Origin of the sequence: uncultured Tateyamaria sp. (assembly GCF_947497045.1) — a bacterium.
Classification (GTDB): domain Bacteria; phylum Pseudomonadota; class Alphaproteobacteria; order Rhodobacterales; family Rhodobacteraceae; genus Tateyamaria.
In genome coordinates, this window is sequence record NZ_CANMEU010000008.1 from 167,511 (window position 1) to 189,256 (window position 21,746).

The 21,746-nt window shown below is 58.6% G+C and carries 26 protein-coding genes, 1 tRNA gene and 2 riboswitches; of the genes, 15 read left to right on the top strand and 12 right to left on the bottom strand.

The genetic code is table 11. The features are described 5' to 3' along the window. Window positions 1-9 precede the first annotated feature (9 nt). The 5 genes from Q0859_RS15960 to Q0859_RS15980 are packed head-to-tail and all read right to left on the bottom strand — an operon-like array spanning window position 10 to window position 3,317. Entirely contained in the window at window positions 10-876 is an 867-nt protein-coding gene (locus tag Q0859_RS15960; RefSeq protein ID WP_299152932.1) for a polyprenyl synthetase family protein, read from the bottom strand. Between the two features lie 6 nt (window positions 877-882). After that, window positions 883-1,125: an exodeoxyribonuclease VII small subunit gene (locus Q0859_RS15965; protein ID WP_299152935.1), complete on the bottom strand. Its 243-nt coding sequence runs from the start codon at window positions 1,123-1,125 to the stop codon at window positions 883-885. After that, window positions 1,122-2,060 (bottom strand): histone deacetylase family protein, encoded by a 939-nt coding sequence (locus Q0859_RS15970; RefSeq protein ID WP_299152938.1) that lies wholly within the window; start codon window positions 2,058-2,060, stop codon window positions 1,122-1,124. Before Q0859_RS15970 ends, Q0859_RS15965 begins: the two co-directional genes overlap by 4 nt. A gap of 46 nt (window positions 2,061-2,106) precedes the next feature. Then, on the bottom strand, window positions 2,107-2,808 hold the full coding sequence (locus tag Q0859_RS15975) for a response regulator (RefSeq protein ID WP_299152939.1): 702 nt from the start codon (window positions 2,806-2,808) through the stop codon (window positions 2,107-2,109). Further along, on the bottom strand, window positions 2,805-3,317 hold the full coding sequence (locus Q0859_RS15980) for a MarR family transcriptional regulator (RefSeq protein ID WP_299152941.1): 513 nt from the start codon (window positions 3,315-3,317) through the stop codon (window positions 2,805-2,807). Before Q0859_RS15980 ends, Q0859_RS15975 begins: the two co-directional genes overlap by 4 nt. Window positions 3,318-3,470: 153 nt before the next feature. Between Q0859_RS15980 and Q0859_RS15985 the strand changes: the two genes are divergently transcribed. Both Q0859_RS15985 and Q0859_RS15990 read left to right on the top strand, forming a co-directional pair. After that, window positions 3,471-4,337 (top strand): branched-chain amino acid aminotransferase, encoded by an 867-nt coding sequence (locus Q0859_RS15985; protein WP_299152944.1) that lies wholly within the window; start codon window positions 3,471-3,473, stop codon window positions 4,335-4,337. Between the two features lies 1 nt (window position 4,338). Beyond that, window positions 4,339-4,683 (top strand): nuclear transport factor 2 family protein, encoded by a 345-nt coding sequence (locus Q0859_RS15990; RefSeq protein WP_299152947.1) that lies wholly within the window; start codon window positions 4,339-4,341, stop codon window positions 4,681-4,683. Window positions 4,684-5,071: 388 nt separating this feature from the next. On the opposite strand, the gene Q0859_RS15995 is transcribed toward Q0859_RS15990, so the two are convergent. Then, on the bottom strand, window positions 5,072-6,007 hold the full coding sequence (locus Q0859_RS15995) for a DMT family transporter (protein WP_299152949.1): 936 nt from the start codon (window positions 6,005-6,007) through the stop codon (window positions 5,072-5,074). Window positions 6,008-6,048: 41 nt separating this feature from the next. Beyond that, window positions 6,049-6,444, bottom strand: a complete 396-nt coding sequence (locus tag Q0859_RS16000) for a DM13 domain-containing protein (protein ID WP_299152952.1) — start codon at window positions 6,442-6,444, stop codon at window positions 6,049-6,051. A 150-nt stretch (window positions 6,445-6,594) separates the two neighbouring features. Between Q0859_RS16000 and Q0859_RS16005 the strand changes: the two genes are divergently transcribed. Next, window positions 6,595-7,176 carry a TetR/AcrR family transcriptional regulator gene (locus Q0859_RS16005; protein ID WP_299152955.1) on the top strand — a complete coding sequence of 194 codons (582 nt, stop codon included), beginning with the start codon at window positions 6,595-6,597 and terminating at the stop codon, window positions 7,174-7,176. On the opposite strand, the gene aroC is transcribed toward Q0859_RS16005, so the two are convergent. After that, the gene (aroC, locus tag Q0859_RS16010) at window positions 7,173-8,273 is read right to left on the bottom strand and encodes a chorismate synthase (protein WP_299152957.1); all 1,101 of its coding nucleotides are present in this window, start codon (window positions 8,271-8,273) and stop codon (window positions 7,173-7,175) included. The genes Q0859_RS16005 and aroC overlap by 4 nt on opposite strands. Before the next feature lie 94 nt (window positions 8,274-8,367). Then, a riboswitch (TPP riboswitch) is annotated at window positions 8,368-8,467 on the top strand. A gap of 38 nt (window positions 8,468-8,505) precedes the next feature. Here aroC and thiB point away from each other — a divergent pair. The 3 genes from thiB to Q0859_RS16025 are packed head-to-tail and all read left to right on the top strand — an operon-like array spanning window position 8,506 to window position 11,682. Then, window positions 8,506-9,483 carry a thiamine ABC transporter substrate binding subunit gene (thiB, locus tag Q0859_RS16015; protein ID WP_299152960.1) on the top strand — a complete coding sequence of 326 codons (978 nt, stop codon included), beginning with the start codon at window positions 8,506-8,508 and terminating at the stop codon, window positions 9,481-9,483. Next, on the top strand, window positions 9,459-11,000 hold the full coding sequence (locus Q0859_RS16020; RefSeq protein ID WP_299152962.1) for a thiamine/thiamine pyrophosphate ABC transporter permease ThiP: 1,542 nt from the start codon (window positions 9,459-9,461) through the stop codon (window positions 10,998-11,000). Before thiB ends, Q0859_RS16020 begins: the two co-directional genes overlap by 25 nt. Then, window positions 10,987-11,682 (top strand): ATP-binding cassette domain-containing protein, encoded by a 696-nt coding sequence (locus Q0859_RS16025; RefSeq protein ID WP_299152965.1) that lies wholly within the window; start codon window positions 10,987-10,989, stop codon window positions 11,680-11,682. The genes Q0859_RS16020 and Q0859_RS16025 overlap by 14 nt, the downstream gene beginning before the upstream one ends. Here the strand turns inward: Q0859_RS16025 and Q0859_RS16030 are convergent. After that, window positions 11,671-12,111 (bottom strand): 6,7-dimethyl-8-ribityllumazine synthase, encoded by a 441-nt coding sequence (locus tag Q0859_RS16030; protein ID WP_299152968.1) that lies wholly within the window; start codon window positions 12,109-12,111, stop codon window positions 11,671-11,673. The two genes, Q0859_RS16025 and Q0859_RS16030, sit on opposite strands and share 12 nt — an antisense overlap. A gap of 80 nt (window positions 12,112-12,191) precedes the next feature. Continuing rightward, window positions 12,192-12,338, bottom strand: a riboswitch (FMN riboswitch). A gap of 64 nt (window positions 12,339-12,402) precedes the next feature. Between Q0859_RS16030 and Q0859_RS16035 the strand changes: the two genes are divergently transcribed. The 5 genes from Q0859_RS16035 (at window position 12,403) to Q0859_RS16055 (ending at window position 16,599) form a co-directional block, all read left to right on the top strand. Continuing rightward, window positions 12,403-13,017, top strand: coding sequence for an FMN-binding negative transcriptional regulator (locus tag Q0859_RS16035; RefSeq protein WP_299152971.1), 615 nt, complete (start codon window positions 12,403-12,405; stop codon window positions 13,015-13,017). Between the two features lie 27 nt (window positions 13,018-13,044). Next, window positions 13,045-13,647 (top strand): glutathione S-transferase, encoded by a 603-nt coding sequence (locus Q0859_RS16040; RefSeq protein ID WP_299152974.1) that lies wholly within the window; start codon window positions 13,045-13,047, stop codon window positions 13,645-13,647. A gap of 227 nt (window positions 13,648-13,874) precedes the next feature. Continuing rightward, window positions 13,875-14,438, top strand: coding sequence for a ubiquinol-cytochrome c reductase iron-sulfur subunit (gene petA / locus Q0859_RS16045; protein WP_299152977.1), 564 nt, complete (start codon window positions 13,875-13,877; stop codon window positions 14,436-14,438). 15 nt (window positions 14,439-14,453) lie between these two features. Beyond that, window positions 14,454-15,797: a cytochrome b gene (gene petB, locus Q0859_RS16050; RefSeq protein WP_299152980.1), complete on the top strand. Its 1,344-nt coding sequence runs from the start codon at window positions 14,454-14,456 to the stop codon at window positions 15,795-15,797. A 13-nt stretch (window positions 15,798-15,810) separates the two neighbouring features. Next, entirely contained in the window at window positions 15,811-16,599 is a 789-nt protein-coding gene (locus tag Q0859_RS16055) for a cytochrome c1 (RefSeq protein ID WP_299152982.1), read from the top strand. 177 nt (window positions 16,600-16,776) lie between these two features. On the opposite strand, the gene mtaB is transcribed toward Q0859_RS16055, so the two are convergent. Continuing rightward, a complete protein-coding gene (gene mtaB, locus Q0859_RS16060; RefSeq protein WP_299152984.1) occupies window positions 16,777-18,024 on the bottom strand; it encodes a tRNA (N(6)-L-threonylcarbamoyladenosine(37)-C(2))-methylthiotransferase MtaB in 1,248 nt (415 codons plus the stop codon). Then, the gene (gene dapF, locus Q0859_RS16065; RefSeq protein ID WP_299152987.1) at window positions 18,021-18,860 is read right to left on the bottom strand and encodes a diaminopimelate epimerase; all 840 of its coding nucleotides are present in this window, start codon (window positions 18,858-18,860) and stop codon (window positions 18,021-18,023) included. The genes mtaB and dapF overlap by 4 nt, the downstream gene beginning before the upstream one ends. Before the next feature lie 98 nt (window positions 18,861-18,958). On the opposite strand from dapF, the gene Q0859_RS16070 reads away from it, so the two are divergent. Continuing rightward, a tRNA-Lys gene (locus tag Q0859_RS16070) sits at window positions 18,959-19,034 on the top strand. A gap of 76 nt (window positions 19,035-19,110) precedes the next feature. Here Q0859_RS16070 and Q0859_RS16075 read toward each other — a convergent pair. After that, complete coding sequence (locus Q0859_RS16075; protein ID WP_366523212.1) at window positions 19,111-19,287, bottom strand: helix-turn-helix transcriptional regulator; 177 nt, start codon at window positions 19,285-19,287, stop codon at window positions 19,111-19,113. Between the two features lie 131 nt (window positions 19,288-19,418). On the opposite strand from Q0859_RS16075, the gene Q0859_RS16080 reads away from it, so the two are divergent. The 3 genes from Q0859_RS16080 (at window position 19,419) to Q0859_RS16090 (ending at window position 21,328) form a co-directional block, all read left to right on the top strand. Further along, window positions 19,419-20,333: a hypothetical protein gene (locus tag Q0859_RS16080; RefSeq protein ID WP_299152992.1), complete on the top strand. Its 915-nt coding sequence runs from the start codon at window positions 19,419-19,421 to the stop codon at window positions 20,331-20,333. Then, entirely contained in the window at window positions 20,330-20,740 is a 411-nt protein-coding gene (locus Q0859_RS16085) for a hypothetical protein (RefSeq protein WP_299152993.1), read from the top strand. Before Q0859_RS16080 ends, Q0859_RS16085 begins: the two co-directional genes overlap by 4 nt. 162 nt (window positions 20,741-20,902) lie before the next feature. After that, window positions 20,903-21,328, top strand: a complete 426-nt coding sequence (locus tag Q0859_RS16090) for a metallophosphoesterase (RefSeq protein WP_299152995.1) — start codon at window positions 20,903-20,905, stop codon at window positions 21,326-21,328. The last annotated feature ends 418 nt before the right edge of the window (window positions 21,329-21,746 follow it).

Here is a 21,746-nt window from a genome sequence, read left to right on the forward strand (position 1 = left end):
AAGGTGTCTCTAACTCGTGCGGGTAACAACAAAGCGGGCAGTGTCCCGCAATATGTCGCCGTCCGCTTGGTATATATCTAGCGCATCGCAGGCCTCAGTCACCAGATCATCTGCGCGGCGTTTCGCCTCGTCCAGCCCCAGAAGCGAGACGAAGGTGGCTTTGCCTGCATCCGCATCCTTGCCCGTGGCTTTGCCCATGGCAGCCGCGTCGCTGGTCACATCCAGCACATCGTCCGCAATCTGAAAGGCGAGGCCAAGCGCGCGGGAATAGGTTTGCAGCGGGGTCAGATCGGCCCCTGCCATGCGTGCCCCCGCTGTGGCAGACCATTCAATCAATGCCCCTGTCTTGCCACGTTGCAGGGCGGTGATCTGATCAAGGGTCAGAGGGATGTCCGCCGTTTCGGCTGCAATATCCAAGGCCTGCCCAAGTACCATGCCTTGCGCGCCGGATGCGCGGGCCAAGGACAGCGCAAGGTCGGCGCGCACGTCGCCGCTGCCGACCTCGGGATGTGATACCAGTTCAAAGGCCAGGGTTTGCAACGCATCCCCGGCCAGCACTGCGGTCGCTTCGTCCCATTTCACATGTACCGTGGGGGCACCGCGCCGCAGATCATCGTCGTCCATGCAGGGCAGATCGTCATGGACCAGCGAATATGCGTGGAGCGCCTCGATCCCGGTCGCAGGCCAGATTGCGGCGGCGGGACCGATCCCATGAAGCCGCGCACTTTCGAGTGCCATGAATCCGCGCAGGCGCTTGCCTCCATTGGTCGCATGGGCCATCGCCTGCACGATGGGCAGATCATCGAGCGTATTCAGGACGGCGTCAAATTGCGCCTGAATGGCTGTACCAGCCTCGGTCAGTTTTTGGCGAAGCATTCCCGGTCAAAGGTCGTTGACAGGTTTCAACCCGGTTGGGTTGCCATCGCCATCAAGCGTGATGGCGGCCACCTTCTCCTCGGCCTCTTTCAGCTTGGTCTCGCAGCGGGCTTTCAGGGCCGCACCACGCTCATAGAGCTTGATGGAATCGTCCAGTGCCACATCGCCCCGTTCCAGCTGGCCCAGTACTTTTTCCAGCTCGGCCATGGCCTCTTCGAAACTCAATTTGTCTACGGGGCGGTCAGTCATAGGGCGGCCTTTATCAGCGATTGGACATGGGCACGGGCGCAAGCCGCCAGCGCATCAAGATCATAGCCCCCTTCCAGCACCGACACCACCCGGCCCTTGCACAGGGCTTGGGCCGCTTGGGTGATCATGTCGGTAAGGCGGGTGTAGGTGTCCACACTCCAGTTCAACTGGGCCAGCGGGTCGTCCTGATGGGCGTCGAACCCGGCAGAGATCAGGATCAGACCGGGCTTGTGCGCCATGAGGGCAGGGATCACTTGCGTCTCGTAAGCGGCAATGGCGTGCGCGCCGTCGGTGCCGGGGGCAAGGGGGATGTTCAGGACGGTTTGATGCGGGCCGCGATCCTCAGCCTGTCCGGTGCCCGGCCAAAGCGGGATCTGCTGCGAGGTGATGACCAGCGCGCGGGGATCATCCTGCAACAAGGCTTGGGTGCCGTTGCCGTGATGAACGTCGAAGTCCACCACTGCGACACGATCCAGACCGTGCACCTCAAGCGCGTGCTTGGCCGCAATGGCGACATTGCCAAAGATGCAAAACCCCATGGGCAAGGACTGTTCAGCGTGATGGCCGGGTGGGCGCATGGCGACAAAGGCATTCTGCACTTCGTCATCAAGCACCATGTCTACCGCTTTGACGGTACCCCCGACTGCGCGCCAGATCGCGTTTTCCGAGGTGGGGGACAGGAACGTTTCCGCATCAGTCTCGCGATCAAGCCCGGCAAAGCCGTGGGCCGGAATTTTCGAGCGGACAAAGTCGATATAGGATTGCGGATGACACAGCACGATTGAGGCATCATTGGCCAGCGGCGGGTCCACCCGCAGCAGGTCAAGATCTTCGAGCGTGCGCTGAACATAGGCCAGCCGCGCCACCTGTTCGGGCATACCCGTCGGCGTGACATGGGCCAACCCTTCGGCATGGGTCAAAAGCGCAGTGGTCATATTTTCATTGTTCCAAGGATACTCAAATTCTCAGGCCGCCATGCACTCAATCCGGCGCGAGCATGTAGCCTGCACCGCGCACGGTTTGCAGATAGCGGGGCTGTTTGGGATTGCTTTCGATCTTGCGACGCAGGCGGGTGATCTGCACATCGACAGCGCGTTCCTGTGCCTGCCCACGATCCCGGCCTAGATCTTCGACCAGCTTGGCACGGCTGATCGCCTCACCCGGTTGGGCCGAAAATAGCTTCATCAACTGCATCTCGGTTGCGGTCAGGCGGACAAGGTCCGGACCCTGCCACATCTCGCCACGCTCCATGTCGTAACGGATCGGGCCGAGGGTGAGGATCTTCGGCGTCGCCTCTTCGGCGGCAACATCCGGCACCCGGCGCAGGATCGCATTGATGCGCAACAACAGCTCTTTGGGTTCAAAAGGTTTGGGCAAGTAATCGTCCGCACCGGCCTCAAGCCCCTCGATCCGGTTCTCGGTGTCGCCCTTGGCGGTCAGCAGCAAAATCGGTGTCGCGTGGGTTTCGCGCAAGGATCGGCACAAGCTCAGCCCGTCTTCACCCGGCATCATCACATCCAGCACGATCATATCAAAATCGAGCCCTGCAAGAATACGCCGGGCATGTTCGGCGTCGCGTGCGGATGTGACCAGAAACCCATTGCGCATCAGGAACTTCTGCAGCAACGTACGAATGCGTTCGTCGTCGTCCACAATCAACAGATGTGCATCAAAATCGCTCATGCGCCGCTCTCCTTCAGTCGTGTGTAGGTGCGTTGCATTTCCGTGTCCATCATCGCCTCAAGTACCGTGCGAAAGCCTGCCACAGCATCTGGTCCTGCATCCCGAAACGCCGAGCGCATGCGAACCCGTTGTGCATCGGACAACTGCCCCTCAAGGGCGCGCCCTGCATCCGTCAGATATAGATGGCGCTCCCGTTTGTCAGACTTTCCTACACGGCTTTCGACCAACCCGTCTTCTATCATCGTGCGCAATACACGGTTCAGCGATTGTTTCGTGACACCAAGGATGTTGAGCAGGTTGTTCACTGTTGTTCCCGGCGCGCGGTTGATAAAGTGGATGGCTCGATGATGCGCCCGACCATAGGCGAGGTTGGACAGGATGCGGTCCGGGTCGGCTGTGAATCCGCGATAGGCAAAGAACATCGCCTCGATCCCCTGGCGCAGTTGTTCGTCCGTCAGAAACAACAGGTTCTCGCCGCTGATTGCAGCGGGCATGCGTCCATCGGCCATCCGTATCCCTCGTCTTGCGTTGTCCGTTTTGCGATCACTTTAAGTCAGCCTTGTTGACATTCCAAGGGTGAAGGGCTATCGAATCGCAGGTTTTGCGCAACTATATGTCCACATCGGACTTATTCACGCAATAATTGCAAATTGGAGGGTGCTATGGCTGGCTATGATGATCGTGACGGTAAAATTTGGATGGACGGTCAAATGGTCGACTGGCGCAGCGCGAATGTCCACGTCCTGAGCCATGCCATGCACTATGCCAGCTCCGTATTCGAGGGCGAGCGCGCCTATAACGGTCAGATTTTCCTGAGCCGCAAACATTCCGAACGCCTGCATTTTTCGGCGGGTGAGCTGGACTTCCAGATCCCCTATACCGTGGACGAGATCGAGGCCGCCAAACAGCAGGTCTTGGCTGCCAACGGTTTGACCGATGCCTATGTGCGTGCCGTGGCATGGCGCGGTGCGGGTGAGGATATGGGTGTCTCCTCCGCCCGCAATCCCGTTCATCTGGCGATTGCCGCATGGGAATGGGGCAGCTACTATGGCGACGCCAAGTTCAAGGGTGCCAAGATCGACATCGCCAAATGGAAGCGTCCCAGCCCCGAGACGATCCCCGTTCATGCCAAGGCGGCTGGTCTTTACATGATCTGCACGACCTCCAAACACGCGGCTGAGGCCAAGGGCTGCTCGGATGCCTTGTTCATGGACTATCGCGGCTATGTCGCCGAATGCACCGGGGCCAACATCTTTTTCGTCAAGGATGGCGAAGTTCACACGCCCAAAGCAGATGTCTTTCTGAACGGGCTTACGCGTCAAACGGTGATCGGCATGTTGGAAGATCGCCAGATCAAGGTGCATGAACGAGTCATCATGCCCGAAGAGCTGGAAGGGTTCGAACAGTGCTGGCTGACCGGCACCGCCGCCGAAGTTACACCCGTCGGTGAGATTGCGGATTACAACTTCGAAGTTGGCTCGATCACCCGAGAAATTGCGGAAAGCTACGAGAAGCTGGTGCGCGCCTGATATGGACTTCGACGCCTTTGCTCAGGAGTGGGAGGCGGCGTGGAATTCCCATGACCTGACCCGCATTCTTGCGCATTACAGCGAAGATGTGGTGTTTCGCTCGCACAAGGCGATGCGATTGGTGGGCCGGGGCGAGTTGCATGGCAAGACAGCCCTGCGCGACTACTGGAGCCGCGCGCTTGAGGCGCAGCCGGGCCTGTCCTTCGTTGTGGTGGATGTGCTGCATGGGCACGGGATGTTGGTGATCACCTATCGCAATCAGAATGACGTGCTGGCGGCAGAAACGCTGCGCTTCGGGGCAGATGGGCTGGTGGTTGAGGCATCGGCGTGCCATCGCCTGGTTTGAAGGGGCGTTGGTTTGGGTAATGTCGGGTGCGCTGTCGACCTTTAGGCCTGTGCGATGCATCTCCTCCTTCGAGGCAAAACTTGCCCCATCCGGGCACGAACCAGCTTCGTGCAGGAACATCGGCGGCGAAGAACGTAATCATCGGCACAAAGCTCGTCCATTTGGAGTGGGTCGGCAGACGTTGGCCTGTGCGCTTGCGGTTCAGGGTGCGCCCTCGCAGGATTAGGGTGTCAGGTGTGGTATGGTCCAGATGCGAGGTCGATCGTCGGCGCGTCACTTGGGGTTGTCTTCAAGCGATCCAACCATCGTTTTGCGGGATGAAGCAGAGGGCGAGCAATGCTTGGACCGACATAACCTGATGACGCACCAAAAGCGGCTGAGGTTGTTACTACCCCTTCGGATCTGTCACCTGACGCGCCTTGCGCCGGTCCATGCCCAATTGCCGCTCGCGCCAGATGATCAGCACCCCGCCAAGCACGACGAGCGATGCACCGATCACCGTGGCAGATGTCGGAACCTCGGCAAAGATCACATACCCGATGAGCGCGGCAAAGATCAGCGAGGAATAATCGAAGGGGGCCAGCATTGACGCCGCGCCGAAGCGATAGCTGGAGGTGACGAGGATCTGGGCGATCCCGCCAATCAGCCCGGCGCAGATCAAGAGTGTCAGGTCAAGCGCACCGGGGATCACCCAGCCAAAAGGCAGGCTCAGCAGGCTCAAGACCGTCGCTGTCAGCGAAAAATAGAAGACGATGGCGGCGGTGTGCTCGGTTTTGACCAGCGTACGGATGTGAATTTGGACCAAGGCCCGCATCATTGACGCAACCAGTACCATGATCGCGCCCATGCTTGCGGTGGTGCCCAGAGTATCAACAGTCAGGCGCGGCCACATCACGATCATCACACCGACCAGCCCAAGGGCCACCGCGCTGATCCGAAAAAGGCGCACGCGCTCGCCCAGCATTACCGCCGCCAGAATGACCGTGAACATGGGTGTGGCATAGCCGATGGCGGTGACTTCGGGCAGCGGCAACAGGCCCAGCCCGGCAAATGTCAGCGCCATCGCGGATGTGCCGAACAGCCCGCGCCAGATATGACCACGCAGGTTGTTGGGGATCAGCGCCTCGCGAATTTCGCCTCTTTGCCATATCCAGAGCACGATGATCGGCATTGCGAAAAGCGAGCGGAAGAATACCGCTTGCCCCGCAGGCACATTCTGGGTGGCGGCCTTGATCATTGCGGCCATGACCATAAACAGAAAAACCGCCATCAGCTTGAGCGCGATGGCGGTTCCGGGTTTGCTTGGGGTTGAGGGCTGTTGCATTGCCCCCGACCTTTGGAGGGTTATTGGCGTATTGGCAAGCCTTAGCCGAGCGTGGCGACACCAAGCGGCACACTGAATTTTTCGCACCAGATGTAGACTTCGTTGAAGTCGGCAATGTCGATCCCTACGGGCACGATGAAGGACTGGCTGCCTGTCAGGTTGGCGAGTTTGCCGGCGTCTGTGTCGCTGTCGAACTGGCCGTCTTTGCCAAGACCAACGCGGGGGTCGGGTGCGCCATCAAGGCTGAAATCTTCGCCCAGAGTGATGGTGTGGCTGCCATCCGCGTTCTCAGTGATCTCGACCCCACCCGTGGTGATGTGCTCCGAGGCACCGACAAAGCTGCCCGAGGCGACAGTGTCAGCCTGAGCGGTCAGCGCGGTCAGGCTGATGACGGCGAAGAGTGTGATGGCGACGATGGTTTGGAGTGTTTTGAACATCTGGACGATCCTTGAAGACTGGAATGTGTGCTGACTTGATGCGCCCACATCTACAGTTAGAGACCAAATGGTACAATACACAAGTCTGTGAGTTCTAGACTAATCGGTTCCCTATGTTATATAAGAATCCTGAGCAGATGGAGATCAAACGTGGCCCGCCCCAGAACATTCGACCCCGAAGTTGCTATTGAGAAAGCCATGCAGGTCTTTTGGACCCATGGGTACGAGGGCGCGTCGTTGCCTGATCTGCTGGACGGGATGGGCCTCACGAGGGGTAGTCTGTACAAGGCCTTTACCGACAAGAAGACACTGTTCCTGAAAGTGCTTGAACGCTACGAAGAGAGCGCCGTTCTGGAGGGTGTCAAAATGTTGAACGACCCTGCGATCCCTGATGGTGCGGACCGCGTGATGGCCATGTTCACAAATGCGTACCAACGTGTCACTGAAGGCGATCAGCGTGGGTGTCTGCTGTGCAGCGCCGCCGCAGGGCCCAGTAATTATGATGATGAGATTGCAACCGTCGTGTCCAAAAGCCTCGGCACGCTGCGCGACGGAATAGAGGACGCCCTGCGCGCTTCGCCCAAGCATGCCGCACTTGATGATGCGGCACGGGGGGAGTTGGCCGATATGCTGATTTCCCAATATGTGGGGCTGCGCACGATGGCCCGTGCCCGTATCGGCCCCGACATGTTGCGCAATGCGGTACGCTCGGTTGGGGCGATGCTAGCCTAGCCGATCGGGCCGCGCACGCCGCCCGTCTGACCGCGATCCAGCAGCAGGTGGTCGAGGATCACGCAAGCCATCATCGCCTCGCCCACGGGCACGGCTCTGATCCCCACACATGGGTCGTGACGGCCCTTGGTGATGATTTCGGCGTTTTCACCTGACTTGGTAATCGTCTTGCGCGTTTGCAGGATGGATGAGGTCGGTTTGACTGCAAAGCGTACCACAATGTCCTGCCCTGTGCTGATCCCGCCAAGGATGCCGCCGGCGTGATTGGAGGAGTATTCCGGCCCGTTTGGCCCCATCGTGATCTCGTCCGCGTTCAATTCGCCTGTGAGCATGGCGGCTGACATGCCCTCTCCAATCTCGACCCCTTTGACGGCGTTGATGCTCATCATCGCGGCGGCCAGATCGGTATCCAGCTTGCCATAGACAGGCGCGCCGAGGCCCGCAGGCACGTTGCGCGCTACGACCTCAATCACAGCCCCTACGCTGGAGCCGGATTTGCGTAACCCATCAAGATAGTCAGCCCAGGTTTCGGCGGCTTTTGCGTCCGGGACCCAGAACGGGTTTTGCCCAATCTGGTCCCAGTCAAACTGATCGCGGTCAATCTCGTGCGCGCCCATGCGGGTCATATAGCCGTTGATCTGTACATCAGGGGCCAGTTTACCAAGCGTGGCTCGGGCCAATCCGCCTGCCGCCACACGGCTGGCGGTTTCGCGCGCCGAGGATCGCCCGCCACCGCGATAGTCCCGGATTCCGTATTTCCGCCAGTAGGTGATGTCGGCATGGCCGGGGCGGAATTTCTCGGCGATGTCACCATAGTCCTTTGAGCGCTGATCCGTGTTTTCAATCATCAACTGAACGGGTGTACCGGTCGTGACCCCTTCAAACACCCCCGACAAGATACGAACCTCGTCCGCCTCGCGCCGCTGCGTAGTGTACTTGTTCTGCCCCGGTTTGCGCTTGTCGAGCCAGTGCTGGAGCATCTTTGCATCCACCGCCACGCCCGGAGGGCAGCCATCGACCGTCGCGCCAAGGGCAGGCCCGTGGCTCTCGCCCCAGGTGGTGACGCGGAAAAGATGGCCAAAGCTGTTGATCGACATGGGCGGCTCCTTGCTGCCGGACCCGTCTAGCGGCGCACTTGCGGTGGCTCAAGGCGTTTTGTGCTTGCCCCGCAGGCCACTCGCCCCTAGCAATGGCTGTACCTCGGGGTGCCTTGATCGGCTGAGATGCATGACGCGAACCCGTTGAACCTGAACCGGTTAACACCGGCGGAGGGAAGGTTTGGATTTTCCCAACACCGATTTCCCGCCGTCTTCTTTATTGGAGGATGCGATGAAGTATCTGATGACGACTGCGGCTGTGCTGTGTGCCAGTGCCGCCTGGGCCGAGACGCCCGTTTTGAAAGTCTATACCTACGACAGTTTTGTCAGCGATTGGGGTCCCGGTCCTGCGGTCGAGGCCGCGTTCGAGGAAACCTGCGCCTGTGATCTACAGTTGATCGGTGCGGGGGACGGTGCCGCCCTGTTGGCGCGGATCAAGCTGGAGGGCGCGCGTTCCGAAGCGGACGTGGTTCTGGGGCTGGATACCAACCTCACGGCAGCTGCCAAGGAAACCGGGCTGTTTGCGCCCCATTCCGTGGCGGCGGAATTCACCCTGCCGATTGAGTGGAGCGATGACACGTTTGCGCCCTTCGACTGGGGCTATTTCGCCTTCGTGCACAACGCAGACATGGACGTGCCCGCGAATTTTCGCGACTTGGCCGACAGTGATCTGAAAATTGCAATTCAGGACCCTCGGTCCTCGACCCCCGGTCTGGGTTTGCTGATGTGGGTCAAGGCGGCTTATGGCGATGATGCCCCTGCGATGTGGTCGGACCTGTCGGACAATGTGCTGACGGTCACAAAAGGCTGGTCCGAAAGCTATGGCCTGTTTCTGGAAGGTGAGGCGGACATGGTGCTGTCCTATACCACCTCGCCCGCCTATCACCTGATCGCCGAAGAGGATGCGGGCAAGGCCGCTGCACCCTTTGACGAAGGGCACTACATGCAGGTCGAGGTTGCGGGCAAGCTGGCCAACTCCGATCAGCCTGAGCTAGCGGATTCGTTCATGGCCTTCATGGTGTCGGATGCGTTTCAGTCGATCATCCCGACGACAAACTGGATGTATCCTGCGGTAACGCCTGCCAGTGGACTGCCCGATGGGTTTGAGACGCTGATCACTCCTGCCAAGGCGTTGCTGCTGTCGCCCGAGGATGCCGCCGCTGCCCGGGACGGAGCCTTGGCCGAATGGCGCGACGCACTGGCTCAGTAAGTGGACCAACAGCGGCGGGGACGGTGGTTGCACTGATCCTCGCCGCGCTGGTGGCCGTACTGTCACGGGCCGATTGGCCTGTGGTCTTTGGCGCGGCGGATTGGGCCGTGCTGAGGTTCACTGTCTGGCAGGCGACCCTGTCGGCCCTGTTCAGCGTCGCCTTTGCCGTACCCGTTGCGCGGGCACTGGCGCGGCGGCGGTTTGCGGGGCGTGGCTTGCTGGTCACCCTGCTTGGCGCGCCGTTCATCCTGCCGGTGATCGTGGCGGTGCTGGGTTTGCTTGCCGTGTTCGGGCGTGCGGGGTGGGTCAGTCAGGGTCTTGGCTGGGTCGATCTGCCGCCCTTGTCGATCTACGGGCTGACAGGTGTGGTCATGGCTCATGTGTTCTTCAATATGCCGCTGGCGACCCGGCTGATCCTGCAAGGGTGGCAAACGATCCCCGCTGAGCAGTTTCGCCTTGTCGGTCAGTTGGGCCTGTCACCGGCTGTGGTGTTTCGCACGCTCGAATGGCCTGTGCTGCGTCAGGTTGTGCCGGGCGCTTTGGCGCTTGTGTTCGTGATCTGCCTCACCAGTTTTGCTGTGGCGCTGACTTTGGGTGGTGGGCCACGTGCCACGACCCTCGAACTTGCCATTTACCAAGCGTTTCGCTTTGATTTCAACCTTGGGCGGGCCGCGATACTCAGCCTTGTGCAACTGACCGTGGCCGGCGGCGCGGCGGTGATCGCATTGTGGATCTTGCCGCCCATCGTCTTGCAGACAGGGCGCGACCGACCTGTGCAACGGTGGGACGCGCGGGGGCTGTGGCCGCTTGATGCGATGTGGATCGGACTGGCCGCTGGTTTCCTGTTGTTGCCTTTGGGCGCGGTGGTCGTATCGGGCATGATCGGGTTGGGCCAGATGCCATCAAGCGTGTGGTCATCGACGTGGACATCGCTGTGGGTCGCGACCCTCAGTGCAGGGTTGTTGATTGCACTGGCCCTGCCGATTGCCGCGTGGCTTGCACAGGCCAGATGGGGTGGGGCAGAGGCGCTGACATTGCTTGGCCTCGCTGCGTCGCCTCTAATGATCGGGACCGGCTGGTTCATCCTGATTTATCCGTGGGCGGCACCTGTGCGCTTTGCGCTGCCTGTGACGGCTTTGGTGAATGCGATGATGGCGCTGCCCTTCGCGGTGCGGATTCTGCTGCCTGCCATGCGCCAGGTCTTTGCCGACTATGGGCGATTAAGCGCGGGCCTTGGTTTGCATGGGCTGGACCTGTGGCGGATCGTTCTTTTGCCGCGTATTCGCCCGCAGCTCGGCTTTGCTGCCGGGTTGGGGGCAGCGCTGTCGGTGGGGGACTTGGGCGTCGTGACGCTGTTTGCCGACCCAGAGGTCGCGACCTTGCCGTTGCAGATGTATCGGCTGATGGGCAGTTATCAGACGAATGCGGCGTCTGGTGCCGCGCTGATCCTGTTGGGCTTGGCCTTCGGGATGTTTTGGTTATGCGATGCGTGGGGGCGGCGGCATGTTGCAGGTTGACGGATTGCGGGTGGTGCAGGGCGACTTCGCACTAAGCGCGGATTTCACGATCAAGGCCGGACAGCGTGTCGCCGTTATTGGCCCGTCGGGCGCGGGCAAATCGACATTGCTGGGTGCAATTGGTGGCTACACGCCAAGTGTTGCGGGCCGTGTTGTCGTGGATGGGCGCGAGATCACCAATGCCGCCCCGGATATGCGTGGTATTGCGATGCTGTTTCAGGACGGCAACCTGTTTCCCCACCTGACATTGGCACAGAATATCGGCCTTGGGTTGCGGCCTGCGTTGCGGTTGGCGGCGGATGAGCGACAACAGGTTGCACATGCCTTGGGCCGCGTGGGCCTTGGCGATTTCGGTGACCGAAAGCCCGGCGATGTGTCCGGAGGCCAGCAAAGCCGCGCCGCCCTGGCCCGGGTGTTGGTGCAGAATCAGCCATTGCTTTTGCTTGATGAACCTTTCGCTGCTCTTGGGCCCGCATTGCGCGCCGAGATGCTGGACCTGACCAGCGAAGTGGCCCGCGACACCGGGGCCACGGTGTTGATGATCACCCATGCGCCCGAGGATGCGGAGCGTGCTGCGGATCAGGTCCTGTTCGTGGATGAGGGGCGGGTCGATGCACCCCGGGCGGTGGCCGATATCATGGCCAACCCGCCCGAGGCGTTGCGGACCTATCTAGGCCACTGAGCGCAGTGATTTGCGGGCCTCGACGATGCCAAGGGCGGCTTGGGCGGCTTCCCGTCCCTTGGTCACGAAATGGTCACTGTAGATGCCCATATGATGCGAGGTTTCCTGAAAATGGTGTGGGGTCAGCGACACTGACAGCACGGGCACGCCCGTATTCAGGCCGACCTGTATCAATCCGTCAACAACGGCGGCGGCTACGAAATCGTGCCGGTAGATTCCTCCGTCCACGACCAGCGCCGCACAGATCACCGCGTCATAGCGCCCCGTTTGGGCAAGAGTTTGGGCCATAAGTGGCATCTCGAACGCGCCGGGCACGTCGAAGGTGTCAACTTGTGTTGGAGGGATCGTTTCAGTGAAGCCGTCATAGGCACGATCAACGATATCGGCGTGCCAGCGGGCTTTTACGAATGCGAAGCGGGTGTGTGTCACAACATATCTCCTTTAGGTCCAGACACGTCACCCAAGGCGATTGCGCACAGCCACACGGACCCCTTGCGGGACCGGCACCTGCACGTTCTCTTTCATCCGGACTATGACCGTCGGCTCAGGCCTCTCACCTGATCTGCTGGACCCTCGGTTGCCCGAGGCGCTCGCGGGCTCATGGGTCAGACCCACATACCGCCGGTGGGGAATTTCGCCCCGCCCTGAGAACATCACGAGGTTGCCAAGCCTAAACAGCATAGGCAAGAGGGACGCGACATATTTCGAAGGGTCACGCCGATGCATCCCAATCCGATTTTCCACACCCAAGACGGGCAACGTAACCTTGCCTACGCGTCCGAGCGCGCCTTTGGGATACTGGCCGTCAACGCCGAGGCGGGCCCGCTGATGGCGCATATCCCGTTCCTGATTGATGAGGATGGCGCGTATCTGCATTTGCATCTGGTTCGATCCAACCCGATCGCGCGTGCGCTGAAGACCCCGCTGACGGCGCGCATCGCGGTCAACGGACCGGATGGGTATATCAGCCCGGACTGGTACGAGGTGTCCGATCAGGTGCCCACGTGGAACTATGTTGCCGTACATCTGACGGGCATGCTCGAACTGCGGCCGCAAGACGAATTGCGCGATCTACTTGACCGTCAGTCCAAGCATTTTGAGGATCAGCTACAGCCCAAGACACCTTGGAAGACAGACAAGATGACACCCGATGTGCTGGAAAAGATGATGCGCCAGATCGTGCCGTATCGGATGAAGATCGAAGGCGTGGACGGCACGTGGAAGCTGAACCAGAACAAGCCGGACAAGGTCCGCCTGCGGGCAGCGGACTATGTGGATGCCTATGGTATGGGAGCCGAAACGCGGCTGCTTGCAGCGTTGATGCGCGGCGCATAGGGTGGCGGCGCAACTCAAAGGATCGCCATGAAACTCTATCATTCGCCCGCCTCGCCCTTTGTCCGTAAAGTCGTCGTTTTGCTGCATGAATTGGGCAAATTCGAGGAGGTTGAGATTGCGACGGTTACCACGACGGCGCTGGCATCGGACCCCTCCCTGAAGGCGGCAAATCCATTGGCGCGCCTGCCAGCTCTGGAACGGCCCGATGGCGTGACCCTGTATGACAGTCGGGTGATCACTGCATATCTCGATGATCTGTTTCAGGGTGGGATGTACCCGACCAAAACAGACCGGTTCGAGGTGCTGACACTTGAGGCAACAGGCGATGGTCTGATGGATAGCGCCGTTTCGATGGCCTATGAGGTGCGTCTGCGCGACGAGGCGCAGCAATCGCAAGCCTGGATCGAGGCGCAATGGGAAAAGGTCGAGCGAGGCCTTGATGCACTCAACACCCGCTGGATGAGCCATCTGTCAGGACCCTTGAACATGGGCCAGATTTCGGTTGCCTGCGCACTGGGTTATCTGGATTTGCGCCATGATGCGCGCGGTTGGCGGCAAGGGCGTCCTGCTTTGGCCACATGGTTTGAGGCCTTTGCCAAACGCCCCTCGATGGAAGCCACGACACCCTGATCCGGCAAGCAAAGGGTACGCTTTACGGGGCGTGAACGGGGCCGTCGAGGGTCCATGAGTCTTATCAAAGGGTTAATCAATACCCCTGCGACCACTTGCGTCAGTTTGTTTGCTGGACGCGGGCACATCACCCCGCTAGATAACCGGGTGAAGATGGCGTGCTTTGGCCGCGATCCGTTTGATTTTTTGACCCCCCGGGGTCGCCGTGAAACTGGAGGAGCCCCCCCGTGTCCCACGCAGAAGAAGACCACGAAGGCGACCGCCGCGACTTTTTGTTCTACGCCACAGGTGGCGCGGGCGCGGTCGTTGCGGGTGCCGCTGTTTGGCCGCTGGTCAACCAGATGAACCCATCCGCCGATGTTTTGGCCCTTTCATCCATTCAAGTGGACGTTAGCAGCCTTGAGCCTGGCACGCAGTTGACGGTGAAATGGTTGGGTAAACCCGTGTTTATCCGCCGCCGGTCGGCCGAAGAAATCGAAGCCGCCCAAGGGGTCGAGATGAGCGAACTGCCTGACCCGCTTGCGGACAACGCCAATATTGCACCGTCCTCGGATGCCTCGGACGCCAACCGCACGCTGGATGAAGCGGGCGAATGGCTGGTGATGATGGGTGTTTGTACGCACCTTGGCTGTGTGCCCCTGGGCGATGCTGGTGACTTTGGCGGCTGGTTTTGTCCCTGCCACGGGTCTCACTATGACACAGCGGGCCGTATTCGCCGTGGGCCGGCACCACGCAACCTGCCAGTGCCCGTCGCGACCTTCGTCGACGACACCACAATTCAACTCGGTTAAGGGAGAAAAGAGCGCATGTCTGGAATTCCTCACGACCATTACGAACCAAAGGCGGCTTGGGAAAAGGGTCTGGCCAAGCGGTTGCCCATTGTTGGGCTTATGTATGATACCTTGATGATCCCCACGCCCAAGAACCTGAACTGGATGTGGATCTGGGGTATCGTTCTGACCTTCTGCCTTGCTTTGCAGATCGTTACGGGCATCGTTCTGGCGATGCACTACACCCCGCATGTCGATAACGCCTTTGCGTCGATTGAACACATCATGCGCAACGTCAATGGCGGTGCGATGCTGCGCTATCTGCACATGAATGGTGCCTCGCTGTTCTTTGTGGCTGTTTACGCCCACATTTTCCGCGGTCTCTACTACGGGTCCTACAAGGCCCCGCGCGAGATCACGTGGATCATCGGGATGCTGATTTATCTGTTGATGATGGGCACTGCCTTTATGGGCTACGTGCTGCCATGGGGTCAGATGTCGTTCTGGGGTGCCACAGTGATCACCGGCCTGTTCGGTGCCGTGCCTTTCGTGGGTGAAGCGCTGCAGACGTGGTTGCTGGGTGGGCCCGCCGTTGACAACGCCACGCTGAACCGCTTTTTCAGCTTGCACTATCTGCTGCCTTTTGTGATTGCGGGTCTTGTGATCCTGCACATCTGGGCCTTCCACACGACCGGCAACAACAACCCCACGGGCGTCGATGTGCGCCGCACGTCCAAGGAAGAGGCCGAGAAAGACACACTGCCCTTCTGGCCCTACTTCGTGATCAAGGACCTGTTCGCGCTGGCCGTGATCCTGGTGGTGTTCTTTGCGGTTGTCGGCTTTATGCCCAACTACCTCGGTCACCCCGACAACTACATCGAAGCCAACGCGCTGGCGACACCGGCTCACATCGTGCCTGAATGGTATTTCCTACCGTTCTACGCAATCCTGCGCGCCTTTGACGGTGATGTTTGGGTGGTCATCATCGCATCGACCCTGACGGGCGGCATCATCGACGCCAAGTTCTTTGGGGTATTGGCGATGTTCGGCGCAATTGTCGTGATGGCGCTTGTCCCATGGCTCGATACGTCGTCGGTCCGCTCGGGTCGGTATCGCCCGATGTTCAAGTGGTGGTTCTGGCTGTTTGTGGTGAACTTCTTTGTGCTGATGTGGGTGGGTGCCCGCCCGGCTGAAGGGATTTACCCCTACATCGCACTGATTGGGTCGGCGTACTGGTTTGCCTACTTCCTCGTCATTCTGCCCTTGTTGGGTGTGATCGAGAAGCCGGATGCGCAACCCGAGACCATCGAAGAAGACTTTGCCGCACATGTGACTGGCGACGATGCGGGGTCCACCCCATCGGCCCAGCCCGCGGAATAAGGAGAGACTGCACATGTTCAAGAAACTTGCAGTAAGTGCGGTGGCAGCTGTCATGCTGGCCACCGGTGCTTTCGCCGCTGGCGAGGGCGGGCATGTCGAGAATATCGATTTCTCGTTTGACGGCCCGTTCGGCACCTTTGACCAGAACCAGTTGCAGCGCGGCTTGCAGATCTACACCGAGATTTGTTCGGCTTGCCATGGCTTGGAATATGTCCCCTTACGGACGTTGGGTGATGAGGGTGGTCCTGATCTGCCCGAGGATCAGGTCCGCGCATATTCTGAGCTCTACGAGGTATTCGACGCAGAGTTGGATGACTTCCGCGTGGCTTCACCCAATGATCACTTCCCGGCCTCCAACCTTGAAAACGCGCCTGACCTGAGCCTCATGGCCAAAGCCCGCGCGGGTTTTCACGGACCTTATGGCCTTGGTATCAATCAGTTGATGAACGGCATTGGCGGCGCAGAATACATTGCGTCGTTGCTGCACGGCTATACTGGCGAAGAGAAGGAAGAAGCGGGTACGGTCCTCTATGAGAACAAGACCTTCCCCGGTGGTTGGATTGCGATGGCCCCCCCGCTTTATGGTGATGACGTCGAATTCGCGGATGGCCACGCAACCGACCTGCATCATCTGGCAGAGGACGTATCCGCGTTTTTGATGTGGACAGCCGAGCCGAAGCTGGTTGCGCGCAAGCAGGCCGGGTTTGTAGGTGTCGTGTTCCTGACAATCCTGTCGGTCTTGTTGTACCTGACCAACAAGCGCATTTGGGCACCGGTGAAAGCGCGTTACAAAGGGAAGTAATACGCTCAACATGAGATTGCGAAAAAGCCCCGTCTGTCAGGCGGGGCTTTTTTCGTGGCGCAGGACACCTGCGCCTTACCTGCCTAAGACAACGCAGTATTTGATTGGCGAGGTTGAAAGGGGGACTGTCTTGGGACTGCTTGGAACAGGAATGTCTGGGCGGGCGTGCGTAGTGGTTCAGGCGATCAGTCGTGTTTCGCTATGCCCAAGGATATTGGCGACGACGATCTGCCCTTCGGTTTGCGGCCTGTCGAACGTGACTTCGGTGAATTGCTCTGTGCGTCCCATGGTTGGGTTTTCCATCAAGATGTGATGTGTGCGTCCGACTTGCGCCCTGAGGTGCTTTGACAGTTGCGCTTGCCCCGCTGCCCTCAGCCGTGCGGCCCGTTCCTTGATCTGTGGCCCCTGAACTTGCGGCATTCGCGCCGCCGGTGTGCCGGGGCGCGGCGAGTATGGAAACACATGCAGCCATGTCAGGTCGCAGTCTTCCACCAGCTTTAGCGCATTCTCGAAATGTGCGTCGGTTTCCGTGGGAAAGCCTGCGATGATGTCCGCACCAAAGGTCATGTCTGGGCGCAGCTTGCGGGCGTCTTGCGCGAACTGGATCGCATCATCGCGCAGATGTCGCCGTTTCATCCGCTTCAGGATCAAATCATCCCCGTGTTGCAGGCTGAGATGCAGATGTGGCATCAGCCGGGGTTCGGTCGCGATGGCTTTCATCAGCGCGGGATCCACTTCGATCGAGTCGATCGAGCTGATCCGCAGGCGGGGCAGATCGGGCACCAGCTTCAGGATCCGCATCACAAGATCGCCCAAGCGCGGCTCTGACGGCAGATCCGCGCCCCACGAGGTCAGGTCCACCCCGGTCAGCACGACTTCATTCAGGCCGCGATCCACCAGCCGCTTGATCTGATCCACAACGACGCCTGCGGGTACGGAGCGTGAATTGCCCCGCCCGAAGGGGATGATGCAGAAGGTACAGCGGTGATCGCACCCATTCTGGACCTGCACATAGGCGCGGCTGCGTGTGCCAAACCCGTCGATCAGGTGCCCGGCGGTTTCCGTGACCGACATGATGTCGTCAACCTGCACCGGCTCGGTCCCGAAGTCGCCTGCCAGCCCGGCCCAGGTGCTTGCCTGCATCTTTTCGGTGTTGCCGATGACCGCGTCGACCTCGGCCATGGCCGCGAATGTATGCGGTTCGGTCTGTGCCGCGCAGCCTGTCACGATGAGCTTGGCGTCGGGATGGGTGCGCCGCAGCTTGCGAATGTCCTGGCGGGCTTTGCGCACCGCTTCGGCCGTGACGGCGCAGGTGTTGACGACCACAGCATTTTCCATGCCCGCACTGGCGGCAAGTTCTTCCATCGCCTTGGTTTCGTAAGCGTTCAAGCGGCAGCCGTGATTGGAGAAGACAGGCGCGTTCATAAACTGTCCAAAAAAGATTGCGTGAGGGTGCCGTCAAAGACGTGTGCGGTGGGCCCCGACATCCAGACACCATCTTCGCGCCAGTCGATGTAGAGCGTGCCGCCATCGAGGTGGATGGTGACCTTGCGCTCGCTCAGCCCGCGTCGGACGGCAGCCACGGCCACAGCACAAGAGGATGACCCGGATGCAAGCGTGACCCCCGTGCCACGTTCCCAGACCCGCATCCGGAGCGTGTTGACCCCTTCGACTTGGGCGAATTGTACATTTGTACGTTGTGGGAAAATGGGGTGGTGTTCAATTTCAGGTCCACGCGTCAGCAGATCAATGTCGCCGACGGCATCGACGAAGAACGTACAGTGCGGGTTGCCCATTCCTGTGGCCACAGGCGTGCCATCAATGGGCAGCGCAAGGGTGTCGACCTCTTGGGCGAGCGGAATGTCCTGCCAGTCCAGAACAGGATGTCCCATGTTCACAGAGGTGAGGCCAGTGCTGTTGCGCGTTGCCTGCAATGTGCCCCGCCCGGTGATGTCTATGCTGAGCGCGTTGGTGTCGCGTATCCCCATCTCTCGTGCGGCGATACAGCGGGTGGCATTGCCACAGGCCGCAGAGAGGGACCCGTCCGCATTGTAGAATGTGAGCGTGAGATCATCGCCTGGCGTGATGACTGCCAGTTGATCAAATCCAACACCGCGATGTCGGTCCGCCAGCGCCGTGACCAGCGTTGCTGACAGCGATACAGGCACCGCACGCGCGTCGATCACGACAAAGTCGTTGCCCAGCCCGTGCATCTTGAGGAAGGGCAAACCGATGGTTGGGTTCTGTTGCATCCGCCGCATATAACGCTGGGATTTTCAGGAATCCAGTATGTCGCAGGAAAACATATGAGAATCGGCTTGACCCTTAGGCCTGCGCTTTCTAGATAGGCCGCCTAGTGGGGCCGTTAGCTCAGTTGGTAGAGCAGCTGACTTTTAATCAGCGGGTCGCAGGTTCGAACCCTGCACGGCTCACCATTTTACGCAGTTGTCAGTAAGGCATATGAGTGCAGATTTCAGTCATAAGCATAAATTCATGTTAGTTGCGAAACTCTTAGTCCTTCAGCAAAACCCAGCTGTCGACTCCTAGTCCGGTCGCGACACGGTATAGATTGTCTATCGAAATGTTCTGCTCTGAACGCTCTACGGCACTTAAATAAGTCCTGTTTAAACCAGCTTCCTCAGCAAGTCGTTCTTGGGACCATGCGCGTTCGGCCCGAAGCTTTCGCATGTTTCGGGCAACTGTATCTCTGAGAGGACTCTTTGGCGTTCGTTTCACACATAAGTCTATTGAGGATCGCCTGTTTTAACTCTACCTGTTTTAAGATACATTCGTGTTGAACTTCGCTACAGGAGGTGATCATGGCGGCAAGAATCCAAAATGCTCTCAGTTGGCTGATCCAGAAGAGGGAAAGTTCCCATATCGCAGCCATGGGAGGATTACTGGCGGTAACGCCGATGCTGGCGTTCGCGGACAATACTTTGGTGCCGTCGACATCGGAGTTTATGGCAACGAACACACCCTACGCCGTTCTTGATATAAGCCCTGGCGTTTCTTTAGTCTCTGCCCAGGAGAGTATAGAAGGATATTTTGATCAAAGCCTTGCAGCCGAGACCGTCACCATGAATGCGCGAAGCGCAAATGGACGCGAATTTCAGTATGAATATGTGCAGAGGCTGGTCTCTCCTTGGGTGACACCCACCATGCGAATGGGAAATGCGCCCTACGAAGAAATTGTCTTGCCGCTCGCAACTGACGCATTGGACAGACGTGTGTTAGGTGTGCACCGAACAGTTGTGGCGACAGAAAATGATCGCCCATCTGCAGAGGCGGTATTTGAGCAAGTCAAAGAAGCATTTGGCCCACCGTCCTATGAACGGCTGGATGCTTATGAATCCCATATGCTGTACTTGCACAGTTCGGATGGCCTCATCTCGGATCTAGTAGACTTGGATAGACAAACTGTCGCGGCGTCTGGAGAGGGCAACTTGCGGTCCTTGATTGGTGTGTCAGGCGGACAATTTGATGTAGAGACTCCTTGTATTACAGCCATCGGGAGACCGGCGGCCTATCAATTCAAGTATCCGCGTAGTGAGGATCCACTAGCGGGATGTGATTTTGTCTTTCAAATCGAAGTGCAATCGACGGGACAGAAGACGACCATTCGCTTCGAATTGATAGATTATGCACTTGTGCGGCAGAACCGCGACGAAACTGATAGACAAATCATAGAGATACTTGAGCAACCGCAATCAGAAAGTGAGATCAAGCTGTGATAGCGGCGTCCATAAATCTAGAAGAAGACATCCGAACCAAATTCGCGCCGGTTATCCTGCTCAAGTCGGCCAGCCGCAATGTCGATGCTGGTGCGAGATTGCTTACAAAGGCAGAGAAGCGTGAGACTTGGGATGTATTAATCGAGGCACTGCCAGCAATTCTGGGTCAGTGCGATAATTTCGGACCCCATCCTGACGATGGCAGTGCGTGTAGCCCGCTGGTTCTCTGGGATTTCATGAACGGACGCGAGATACGGATCGACGTGAACAAGCGTGGCGGTTATGACCTTGAAGTCCTACGTGAACAAACAAGTTGGTCCGAAACGCAATTGCCATTGGATTTGCTCCTTTTGAAGCTACTTGCGCTCGATTATGTGCCCGAACAATTCCGTGGCTTTGTCGGTTAAGTTTTCAAAGGGCATCCCGATGGCAATCTGGTACACGGCGGATACGCATTTCGGCCATGAAAACATCCTGCACATGTGCAATAGGCCATTCGAAACAATATCCCAAATGGATACCGCGCTGCTAGAGAACATGTGGAAGGTCGTTGGCTCAGAGGACCAGTTGTGGATTCTCGGAGATTTGCCTTTGGTCGAAAAGCGAAAGACAGTGCCTACCTTGAGGGCATCTTTGGTCAGTTACCGGGTGCCGAGCACCATCTCGTGATCGGAAATCACGACCATCAGCCGACCCTTGACCTTCCTTGGAACTCAATGAGCCATTTTGTTGAGTTGCGCGACGGCCCCCAAAGGCAGCTCAACACGCTATGCCATTATCCGATGATCACTTGGAATCACGCGCGCCGAGGCGCATTGCAGCTTTTTGGACACGTGCATAATAACTGGTTAGGGTCCCGAAACTCAGTAAATGTTGGCGTAGACCTCTGGCATTTCAATCCTGTTGACTATGACCAGATTGCCCGCCGAGCGAGGACCCTTTCCACAACTGAGCATTGGGATGACGTCGAGCCGATGGCTCAGTTAATTAAATAACGCGGCAGTACATAGCTCCTACGTTAAGGTCCAGAGCCTGAAGCATCCGATCACCACTGTCGAATGCAATCCTTTGTCGTCGTGATTTTCAAGCACATGAGCTGCTGGACATTTCGTCAGTTGCATCCGACCATGATGTTTCACACGCAAGGATGCTTCGAACGGGGCAAACACGCTTCAGGAACGCTTTGGTAGTTTGTAGAGACAATTCGTTGCTTCAAGATCATTTAGCCACGTGGGAATTGATAAGGTATTTTTATGAAGGCGTTTGAATTTGACCATCATCTCATCGATTCCTATGAACGGTTCTCCCGGTCGTTCAGCTCTATTCGCTCTGAGGATAATGGGGCGCTGTTCAATCGCTTCAAGAAGGCGTGGCTGTTGAACATCCTGAGCAAAGAGCTCGGACTCGTGCAAG